A 10,942-nucleotide genomic window follows, 5' to 3' on the forward strand; every position below is an offset into this window, starting at 1 on the left:
TCCTGTAGCCAGCTTTCCCGGCAGGAATACCGGCGCGGCGCCTCGCCCGCAAGGCGCCGCATTGCCGCGTGAAGATTTCTTGAAAATGGCCGTTGACACCCCCTCGCACCACCTTTAAACGCCTGCCTCACGCTCCTGATGCCCAGGTGGCGGAATTGGTAGACGCGCTGGTTTCAGGTACCAGTGACTTCGGTCGTGGAGGTTCGAGTCCTCTCCTGGGCACCATTTTCCAAGACATGAAAAACATCGGCTTACCCGCACCGGGACGCCTAAATATCGTGCCGGGAAATCCGCTAGCGCCCAGCACCTTCGCGACGCTTCAAAGTTCAGGAATTCGCTCTGCGCCCCAAGAGTCAGCGCATGCCTTCGGTCAATCGTGACCAAGGACTCGGGGACACCGGCTCAGGCCTTGAGAAAGGCGTTCCGGTCGACGAGGAACTTGTCCGACAGCGGCAGGCTGGCCGCGCCCAGCGCGCGCGCGTCGCGACCGATGCTGCCTTCGCGCAGGTCCGGCACCTCGATTCCCGCGACGCGAATCTCGTTCAGCCGTCGGCGGGTATGATCGACAAGGGAGGTACGGACGGAATCGGGCAGCCAGCCGTCGATCACCACGCATTCAAAGTCGATCAGGCAAGAGGCCGAGAGCGTCGCATAGGCCAGCCCCTCGGCGGCCTTTTCCACCCAGGTGGGCAGTACGTCACCCGGCAGGTTCCATTCGGTCGGATTGTCCCAAATCAGGCGACTGTCGCCCCCTTCGCCGATCACCAGTTGTTCCAACGTGTAAATCGAGGCCACGTCGACCAGTTGCCGGACCTTCGCGCCCTTGATTCCGATGGGGATAGAGGCGAGGGCGGCTGCGTTGCCGCTGCGCCCGGTAAAGACCGTGTTGTCGATCACCAAACCGCCGCCCACAAAAAAACCGACGAAGAAATACAGGAAGTCGCGCGGCTTGTTCTGATCGCCAAAGACCAGTTCCGCCCCGCAGGCGGCAGACCCGTCGTTGCGCAGGTAGACCGGAAACTCCCAGGTGTCCGCGATTTCGGCGGCGATGTCGCGTTCGCGCCAGGCCTCCATTTCGGAACTGGTCAGGCCCAGCGGGCGCGCCCAGTCCCACAGGCGAAACGGTGTTGCGATTCCCAGGCCCGACACCTTCTTGCGGTTCTCCGGCGTCAGCTGGTCCAGTAGCTGGGCAATGGCCGTGTTGGCGAAGGTCACAACGCTTTCGGGAGTCGGATAGCGATGCGACAGGTGTACCCGGCCTTCGACGTGACCGTGGAAATCCGTCAGGATAAGGTCCAGCGAGCGGCGGCCGACCTTCAACCCCAGGAAATAGGCGCCGCCCTGCGCCAGGCCCATCGGCACAGAAGGCTGGCCGACCTTGCCGCGCACAGGTTCTCCCTTTTCCAGCAGGCCTTCCTTTTCCAGCGCGCGCATGATGACCGAAACGGTCTGCGCCGAAAGCCCAGTGCGCCGGGCGATCTCTGCCTTGGCGAGCGGCCCGAACTGACGGACAAGCGACAGGACAAGGCGCTCGTTATGGGCCCGCACCCCGCTCTGGTTAGAGCCTCGAACCCCATCGGCGGGCATTGCCGCCGCCTCTCCCTCTGCCTTTGTGCCGTCCAGTTTCATCGGGTCTGTTCTCGTCTTCTTGGCCAATGTTGGCTGCCTGACAGACTCCATGCCGGACGGCCTCCTGTCAATAATAAATAAAGTGGATTTATTAATGTTGACAGACTCGGTCCGAATCGGCTTTCTAGATGGCATGGGGCCGGCGAACCCTGCCCTCGGGCTCGGTTCACCACGCGAGGGGCCCCGCGATACGTCGAAAGACATTCTGGGAGGATACCATGACAAAGCTTCTGACCGGCACGGCCATTGCCCTGACCGCCGCCGCTCTGGCCAGCGGCGCAAGCGCCGCCAGCCATTCGATCAGCGCCTGCCTGATCACCAAGACCGACACCAACCCCTTCTTCGTCAAGATGAAGGAAGGCGCGACCGCCAAGGCCGAAGAGTTGGGCATCGAGCTGAAATCCTTTGCCGGCAAGATCGACGGCGACCATGAAACCCAGGTTCAGGCGATCGAGACCTGCATCGCCGACGGCGCCAAGGGCATCCTGCTGACCGCATCGGACACCTCGTCCATCGTTCCCGCCGTGCAACAGGCGCGTGACGCCGGCATCCTGGTGATCGCCCTGGATACACCGCTGAGCCCGATCGACGCCGCAGACGCGACCTTTGCCACCGACAACTTCCTGGCCGGTGAACTGATCGGCAAATGGGCCGCCGCCAAACTGGGCGACGATGCAGCCGATGCCAAGATCGGCATGCTGGACCTGGCCGTGTCGCAACCGACCGTGGGCGTTCTGCGTGACCAGGGCTTCCTGACCGGCTTCGGGATCGACGTCATGGACGCGTCCAAGTGGGGCGACGAGACCGACCCGCGCATCGTCGGCAACGACGTGACACAGGGCAACGAGGAAGGCGGTCGCCGCGCGATGGAGAACCTGCTGGCGCAGGATCCCTTCATCAACGTGGTCTACACAATCAACGAACCCGCCGCCGCCGGTGCCTACGAGGCGCTCAAGGCCATCGGGCGTGAAAATGACGTGCTGATCGTTTCTGTCGACGGCGGTTGCCCCGGCGTTCAGAACATCGCGGACGGCGTGATCGGCGCCACCTCGCAGCAGTACCCGCTGATGATGGCCAGCCTGGGCATCGAGGCGATCAAGAAATGGGCCGACGAGGGCGTCAAGCCCGAGCCGACCGAGGGCAAGGACTTCTTCGACACCGGCGTGGCCCTGGTCACCGACGAGCCGGTCGAAGGCGTCGAGTCGATCTCGGTCAAGGAAGGTCTGGACCTCTGCTGGGGCTGATCCCCTCCGCCTGAGACAAGAACAAGGGGGCGCCGTCCGCCCCCTTGCCAATGGACGCGTCGCCACCCGATCGACTAGGCTGGTTGAAAACGCGCATCAGAACGCACCCACATAGACGGGAGGACCCCCATGTCAGAGTCTGCCTCAAAGGGGCAGGACTACGAGTCGTCGTTGTCCGGCGCCAACCAGCAAGTGGCCGAATTCGAAAAGCGCGAGGGGTTTGTCTACAAGCTCCAACACGCATTGCACACGAACCCCGCGCTGGTTCCGCTCATCGTGCTTGTTCTGTCCATCATTGTTTTCGGGCTCTTGCTGGGGTCGAAGTTCTTTTCGCCCTTCGCCCTGACCCTCATCCTGCAACAGGTTCAGATCGTCGGCATCGTGGCCGCCGCGCAATCGCTGGTGATCCTGACTGCGGGGATCGACCTCAGCGTCGGCGCCATCATGGTCATGAGCTCTGTCGTCATGGGCCAGTTCACCTTTCGCTACGGCATTCCCCCGGGAATCGCGGTGGTCTGCGGCCTGGCCGTCGGCACCGGCATCGGCGCCATCAACGGGCTGCTGGTCACGCGGATGAAACTGCCGCCCTTCATCGTGACGCTGGGCATGTGGCAGATCGTGCTGGCCGCCAACTTCCTCTACTCGGCCAACGAAACCATCCGCTCGCAGGAAATCGCGGAAAAGGCACCGATCCTGCAGTTCTTCGGCAACGTGATCCAGATCGGCAGCGCCCGCCTGACCTTTGGCGCGATCTTCATGCTGATCCTCTTTGCGGTGCTGACCTATGCGCTGACACAAACCGCCTGGGGCAGGCACGTCTATGCCGTGGGCGATGACAAGGAAGCCGCCGAACTGTCAGGGATGGAGGCGAACAAGGTTCTCGTCTCGGTCTACGCGCTCTCCGGCCTGATCTGCGCCTTTGCCGGATGGGCCCTGATCGGGCGCATCGGCTCGGTCTCGCCGACCTCGGGCCAGCTGGCCAACATCGAAAGCATCACCGCCGTGGTGATCGGGGGCATCTCGCTCTTTGGCGGTCGCGGCTCTGTGCTCGGCTCGCTCTTCGGGGCGCTCATCGTGGGCGTGTTCACCCTTGGCCTGCGTCTGCTGGGGGCTGACGCGCAATGGACTTACCTGCTCATCGGCGTGCTGATCATCGCTGCCGTCTCTGTCGACCAATGGATCCGGAAGGTGTCGGGATAATGACTGTGCAACCTATCGTTCAAGGCCGCGGAATCGTGAAGCGTTACGGCCACGTCACCGCGATCAACCACTCCGATTTCGATCTTTTCCCCGGCGAGGTGCTGGCGGTGATCGGAGACAACGGCGCCGGCAAATCCTCGATCGTCAAGGCGATCTGCGGCGCCGTCCAGGCCGATGAGGGCGAGATCAGGATCGAGGGCAAACCGGTGCACTTTTCCTCGCCCCTGCAGGCGCGGGAAATGGGGATCGAGATCGTCTACCAGCAGCTTGCCCTGTCCCCGGCGCTGTCCATCGCGGACAATATGTTCGCCGGACGAGAGCTGCGCAAACCCGGCATCATGGGCAGCGTCTTTCGCCAGCTCGACAAGAAGGCGATGGAGAAATTCGCCCGGGACAAGCTGACCGAACTGGGCCTCATGACGGTCCAGTCGATCAACCAGGCGGTCGAAACCCTCTCCGGCGGCCAGCGCCAGGGCGTCGCCGTGGCCCGCGCCGCCGCCTTTGCCAGGAAGTTCATCATCATGGACGAGCCGACCGCCGCACTGGGCGTCAAGGAAAGCCGCCGGGTTCTGGAACTGATCCAGGACGTGCGCGCCAAGGGCATCCCGATCATCCTGATCAGCCACAACATGCCGCATGTCTTCGAGGTGGCGGACCGCGTCCACATCCACCGGCTGGGCAAACGGCACGCGGTGGTCGACCCGGCCAAGATCTCGATGTCCGAAGCGGTGGCCATCATGACCGGTGCGATGGAACCGCCCCCCGTCGAGGAACAGCAGCTTGTGCCCAAGGCCGCGGCATAAACCCGGCATTGCCGCCCCCGAAACAGGCAGGGGGCGGCCCCTTTACTGGGACCTGCTTGCAACAGGGCGTTCACGGGTTCACGCTGCCCCCTGTCGGGTCTGGCCAATGTCGGGAAACTGTCGTTAGCGATAACAGGCGTGGCACGGGTCAGTGGCGCGCGCACCGCCGCCCGAAGGACAGGACCGATCCTATGAAAGACGACATCCTCGCACATCTGCGTTACTCGCTTGGCAAGGACGCCGGGCATGCCGCGATCTACGACTGGCGCATGGCGTTGTCGCTGACGCTGCGGGACCGGATGATGGATTCCTGGTTCCAGAGCACCAAGACCAGCTACGACCGCCATGCCAAGCGCGTCTACTACCTGTCGATGGAATTCCTGATCGGCCGCCTGGTCGAGGACGTGGCCGCCAACCTTGGCCTCGTCGAAGAGGCCCGCGCCGCGGTGGCCGGGCTGGGCCAGGACTATGACCTCCTGGTCAAGGATGAACCGGACGCGGCCCTGGGCAATGGCGGTCTGGGCCGGCTGGCCGCCTGCTTTATGGACAGTCTCGCCACGCTTGGCATTCCCGCGATGGGCTATGGCATCCGCTACGAACACGGGCTCTTCGAACAGGATTTCGTCGAGGGCCAGCAGATCGAAAAACCCGAAACATGGCTGCAACAGCGCCACGCCTGGGAATTCGAACGCCCCGAGGTCAGCTACAAGGTCGGGTTCGGCGGCCATGTCCACCACCACGAGGGCAAGGCGCAATGGCATCCACATGAAACCGTGATCGCCACTGCCTTCGACACGCCCATCGTCGGCTGGCAGGGGCGTTGGGGAAACACGCTGCGCCTTTGGTCGGCCCGGCCGCAAAAGGAATTCGACCTGGCCAGCTTCAACCGGGGCGACTACCTCGCCGCCAGCCGGTCCGAGGCGCTGGCCCGCACGATCTGCCGCGTGCTCTACCCGGACGACACCACCGAAAGCGGCAAGGAACTGCGCCTGAAGCAGGAGTATTTCTTTACGGCCGCGTCCATCAAGGACCTGCTGCGCCGGTTTTTCACCGATCACGACGATATCCGCCAGCTTCCCGATGCTGCCGCGATCCAGCTGAACGACACGCACCCGGCCATCGCGGGGCCGGAACTGGTGCGCATCCTGGCCGACGAACACGGGTTGGAGATGGCAGAAGCCATCGACCTCGCCCGCCGCTGCCTGGGCTACACCAACCACACCCTCTTGCCCGAGGCGCTGGAACGCTGGCCCGAATGGCTGCTGGGCCGCGTTTTGCCCCGCCACCTGGAAATCATCCGCGCCATAGAGTCCGGCCAGCAGGCGCAATATCCCGGCAGCCCGCGCATCCTGGACCACGGCAACGTCAACATGGGCGAATTGGCCTTCATCATGGCGCACAAGGTCAACGGGGTCTCGGCGCTGCACACCGACCTGGTGAAATCGACAGTCTTTGCCGACCTGCACCGCATCCACCCGACCCGCATCGTGAACCAGACCAACGGCATCACGCCGCGCCGCTGGCTGCATGGCTGCAACCCGGCGCTGAGCGGCCTCATCACCCGGGAAATCGGCGAGGGTTGGGCGGCGGACCTGGAGCAACTGGGCGCTCTGCGGACCCGCACCGGCGACCCGGACTTCCTGCGCGCCTTCATGGCTGCCAAGCGGACCAACAAGGAGCGCCTGTCGAACTGGGTGCAGGATCACTGCGGCATCGCCATCGACCCGGATGCGATGTTCGACGTCCAGATCAAGCGTATCCATGAATACAAGCGCCAGTTGATGAACATCCTCGAAACCATCGCGCTCTGGAACGAGATGCACGCCAGTCCGCAGGCGGGCTGGACGCCCCGGGTCAAGATCTTCGGCGGCAAGGCGGCGCCTGGTTATCACGTCGCCAAGGAGATCATCCGCCTGATCAACGACGTGGCCGCCGTGGTGAACAACGATCCGGTCACGAAGGATCTGCTGAAAATCGTCTATCCGCCCAACTACAACGTGACGATGGCCGAACTGCTGATCCCGGCGGCGGACCTGTCTGAGCAGATCTCGACCGCCGGCAAGGAGGCCAGCGGCACCGGCAACATGAAATTCGCCCTGAACGGCGCTCTGACCATCGGCACGCTGGACGGCGCCAACGTGGAAATCCGCGAACATGTGGGGGCGGAGAACTTCTTTCTTTTTGGCCTGACCGCCGAAGAGGTGATCGAACGGCGCAGCCACCACGGCTATGCCCGCGCCGCCATCGAACAAAGCCCGCGGATGCAGAAGGTGCTGGCCCAGATCGCCGAGGGGCGCTTCTCGCCGCAGGAACCGGGCCGCTATCACGGCCTGGTGGGCAACCTCTGGGACCACGACCATTTCCTCGTGTCCTGCGATTTCGACAGCTATTTCGACACCCAGCGCCGCGCCGACGAGGCCTTCAAGCATCAGGCGACCTGGGCGGCAATGGCGCTGAGCAACACCGCCAGCGTCGGCTGGTTTTCCTCCGACAGAACGATCAGGGGTTACGCGCGTGACATCTGGAACGTGCATAGCGCCATTGACGGCCAACTGGAGCAAAGCGCATGACAGCCCCTCTCGACCAACGCACCGCCCGAAACATCGTCGAGGGACGCCACGGCGACCCGTTCTCTGTTCTTGGCCAGCACACCCTGCCCGACGGCAGCCAATGCGTGCGGGTCTTTTACCCGAACGTCGACCGGGTCGAGGTGCTGGCGCGCGACAGCGGCATGTTGCTGGCGGTACTGGAGCCGGTCGAAGGCGCGCCCGGGATGTACGACGGCATCCTGCCGGGGATCGCCGGGCGATATGACTATCGCCTGCGTCTGTCGCGCGGCAACGACAACTGGGAAGAAGAAGACGCCTATGCCTTCGGCACCGTGCTGGGCGAGATCGACGAATACCTGCTGGGCGAGGGCACGCATGGCCAGCTCTGGCGCGCACTGGGGGCGCATCTGACAAGCTACGCCGGCACCTCGGGCGTACATTTCGCCGTCTGGGCGCCCAATGCCGCGCGCGTTTCGGTGGTGGGCAACTTCAACGAATGGGACGGACGCCGCCACGTCATGCGCCGCCGGGGCCCGACCGGTATCTGGGAGATCTTCGTGCCCGGCGTGGCAGAAGGCGCGCTCTACAAGTTCGAGCTGCTGGACGCCAACGGGATGCTCCTGCCGCTCAAGGCCGATCCGGTGGGCTTTGGCGCCGAATTGCCGCCCAACACCGCCTCTGTCGTCCGCGACCTTGGACAGCATTGGTGGATGGACAACGGCTGGATGGCGACACGCTGTCACAAGCACCGCATCGACCAGCCGATCTCGATCTACGAGGTGCACCTGGAAAGTTGGCGCCGCGTGCCCGAAGAGGACGGCCGCCCGCTGACCTACCGCGAACACGCCGAACACCTGGTGCGATACGCGGCAGACATGGGCTTTACCCATATCGAGCTGACGCCGATTTCCGAATATCCCTTCGGCGGCTCCTGGGGCTATCAGCCGGTGGGCCTTTACGCGCCCACCTCGCGCTTTGGCACGCCCGAGGATTTCCGGGCGCTGGTCGAGGCCGCGCATGGTGCGGGCCTTGGCCTGATCATCGACTGGGTGCCGGGCCATTTCCCCACCGACAGCCACGGGCTGGCGCGGTTCGACGGTTCGGCGCTGTATGAACATTCCGACCCCAAGGAAGGCTATCACCCGGACTGGAACACGCTGGTCTACAACTATGGCCGCACCGAGGTGGCGAATTTCCTGATCGCCAACGCCCGTTACTGGCTGGAGGAATTCCACATCGACGGGCTGCGCGTCGATGCGGTGGCCTCGATGCTGTATCGCGACTATTCCCGCAAGGACGGCGAATGGATCCCCAACCAGCACGGCGGACGCGAAAACCTGGAAGCCATCGCCTTTCTGCGGCACATGAACGAACAGGTCTATGCCGCGCATCCGGACATCATGACCTTGGCCGAGGAATCCACCGCCTTTCCGGGCGTCAGCGCGCCCACCGATACCGGCGGGCTGGGTTTTGGCTTCAAGTGGAACATGGGGTGGATGAACGACACCCTGCGCTACATGGGCGAGGACCCGATCAACCGCAAATACCACCACGACAAGATGACCTTCGGGCTGCACTACGCCTTTTCGGAAAACTTCGTGCTGCCGCTCAGCCATGACGAGGTGGTGCATGGCAAGGGTTCGCTGCTGTCGCGGATGCCGGGCGACGACTGGCAGAAATTCGCGAACCTGCGGGCCTATTTCGGCTTCATGTACGGCCATCCCGGCAAGAAGCTGATGTTCATGGGCGGCGAATTCGGCCAGTGGGAGGAATGGAACCACAACCGCAGCCTTGACTGGCACCTGCTGGAACAGGAGCCGCACAAGGGGATGCAGCGGCTGGTCCGCGATCTCAACACGCTCTACCGGGGCACGCCGGCGCTCTACCAGCTGGACAGCAAGGCAGAGGGCTTTCGCTGGATCGACGGCGGCAACGCGGCGGAATCCATCTTTTCCTGGGTCCGCATGGGCGACGAGGGCGAGGGGCCGGTGCTGGTGGTGTCGAACTTCACGCCGGTGACACGGCATGGCTACCGGATCGGCGTGCCGCTTTCAGGCCACTGGGACGAACGCCTGAACACCGACGCGCCGCTTTACGGCGGCAGCGGCCAGGGCAACCCAGGCGGGGTGACCGCAACGGCGGACTCCGCACATGGCTGCGCCTTTTCGATTGAAATCACCGTACCGCCGCTGGCGACGGTATTTTTTCAACTGTCCGGGGGGGAGTGACCGGACGCCAGATAACGGGGGAGGACCACATGGAATACGACAGGTTCAGACTGGCCCAGCAGACGATGGCCTATGTCCTGGCAGGCGGGCGCGGATCGCGCCTGAAGGAGATGACCGACATCCGAGCCAAACCCGCGGTCTATTTCGGCGGCAAGACAAGGATCATCGACTTTGCCCTGTCGAACGCGGTCAATTCCGGCATCCGCCGCATCGGCGTCGCAACCCAGTACAAGGCGCACAGCCTGATCCGCCACCTTCAGCGCGGCTGGTCCTTTTTCCGGGCCGAACGCAACGAGGGATTGGATATTCTCCCGGCCTCACAGCAACTGAACGAGGAAAACTGGTACAAGGGCACCGCCGACGCGGTCACGCAAAACATCTCGATCATCAAGGGATACGAGCCCAAGTACATCCTGATCCTGGCCGGGGATCACATCTACAAGCAGGATTACTCCTACATGATCGAACAGCATGTGGAATCCGGCGCCAAGGTGACGGTCGGCTGTATCGAGGTGCCCCGCGAAGAGGCCAAGGGCTTTGGCGTCATGGCGGTGGACGAGAACGACAAGATCCTGGAGTTTGTCGAGAAACCCGCAGATCCGCCCACCATGCCGAACGATCCGACACGATCGCTGGCCTCGATGGGGATCTATGTCTTCGAGACGGATTTCCTGTGCGAGCTGCTGGAGGCGGACGCACGCGACCCCAACTCCAGCCATGATTTCGGCAAGGACATCATCCCCGGGCTGGTGGCCTCTGGCGATGCCGTCGCCCATCCCTTTGGCCGCTCCTGCGTCATGTCGGGGCTCGAACGCAAACCCTACTGGCGCGATGTCGGCACGCTGGATGCCTACTGGCAGGCCAATATCGACATGACCGACTTTGAACCGGAACTGGACATCTACGCCACCGACTGGCCGATCTGGACCTACTCCGAGCTGACGGCCCCCGCCAAGTTCATCCACAACGAGGAAGGCCGGCGCGGTCAGGCCGTGTCCTCGATGGTCTCGGGCGGCTGCATCATCTCGGGCTCGTCGCTCTATCGCTGCCTGTTGTTCACCGGGGTCAAGACGCATTCCTATTCACAGATGGAAGGCGTCGTCGCCCTGCCCTATTCCGAGGTCGGACGGCGGGCACATATCAAGAACGCGATCATCGACCGTGGCGTGAAAATCCCGCCGGGTTTGGTCGTGGGCGAAGACCCCGAGCTTGACGCCAAGCGATTCCGGCGGACCGAAAACGGCATCTGCCTCATCACCCGCAAGATGATCGAGGAACTGGAGTGATCG

General features: G+C 63.5%; 7 protein-coding genes and 1 tRNA gene. 7 read left to right on the top strand and 1 reads right to left on the bottom strand.

Annotation, left to right across the window (positions count from 1 at the left end; genetic code table 11):
- Positions 1 to 140 precede the first annotated feature (140 nt).
- Positions 141 to 225, top strand: a tRNA-Leu gene (locus tag BLQ71_RS12255).
- Positions 226 to 402: 177 nt separating this feature from the next.
- Here the strand turns inward: BLQ71_RS12255 and BLQ71_RS12260 are convergent.
- Positions 403 to 1,629, bottom strand: coding sequence for an ROK family transcriptional regulator (locus BLQ71_RS12260; RefSeq protein ID WP_074621925.1), 1,227 nt, complete (start codon positions 1,627 to 1,629; stop codon positions 403 to 405).
- 218 nt (positions 1,630 to 1,847) lie between these two features.
- Here BLQ71_RS12260 and BLQ71_RS12265 point away from each other — a divergent pair, with 218 nt between their 5' ends.
- The 6 genes from BLQ71_RS12265 (at position 1,848) to glgC (ending at position 10,939) form a co-directional block, all read left to right on the top strand.
- Complete coding sequence (locus BLQ71_RS12265; RefSeq protein ID WP_043140561.1) at positions 1,848 to 2,873, top strand: sugar ABC transporter substrate-binding protein; 1,026 nt, start codon at positions 1,848 to 1,850, stop codon at positions 2,871 to 2,873.
- A 129-nt stretch (positions 2,874 to 3,002) separates the two neighbouring features.
- Positions 3,003 to 4,073, top strand: coding sequence for an ABC transporter permease (locus BLQ71_RS12270; protein ID WP_043140558.1), 1,071 nt, complete (start codon positions 3,003 to 3,005; stop codon positions 4,071 to 4,073).
- Complete coding sequence (locus BLQ71_RS12275) at positions 4,049 to 4,876, top strand: ATP-binding cassette domain-containing protein (RefSeq protein WP_052244427.1); 828 nt, start codon at positions 4,049 to 4,051, stop codon at positions 4,874 to 4,876. Before BLQ71_RS12270 ends, BLQ71_RS12275 begins: the two co-directional genes overlap by 25 nt.
- A gap of 191 nt (positions 4,877 to 5,067) precedes the next feature.
- A complete protein-coding gene (locus BLQ71_RS12280) occupies positions 5,068 to 7,446 on the top strand; it encodes a glycogen/starch/alpha-glucan phosphorylase (protein ID WP_074621926.1) in 2,379 nt (792 codons plus the stop codon).
- Positions 7,443 to 9,653, top strand: a complete 2,211-nt coding sequence (gene glgB / locus BLQ71_RS12285; protein WP_074621927.1) for a 1,4-alpha-glucan branching protein GlgB — start codon at positions 7,443 to 7,445, stop codon at positions 9,651 to 9,653. Before BLQ71_RS12280 ends, glgB begins: the two co-directional genes overlap by 4 nt.
- Positions 9,654 to 9,682: 29 nt before the next feature.
- On the top strand, positions 9,683 to 10,939 hold the full coding sequence (gene glgC / locus BLQ71_RS12290) for a glucose-1-phosphate adenylyltransferase (RefSeq protein ID WP_043140549.1): 1,257 nt from the start codon (positions 9,683 to 9,685) through the stop codon (positions 10,937 to 10,939).
- The last annotated feature ends 3 nt before the right edge of the window (positions 10,940 to 10,942 follow it).

The sequence above is a fragment of the Antarctobacter albus genome, assembly GCF_900101505.1.
Lineage (GTDB): Bacteria > Pseudomonadota > Alphaproteobacteria > Rhodobacterales > Rhodobacteraceae > Antarctobacter > Antarctobacter albus.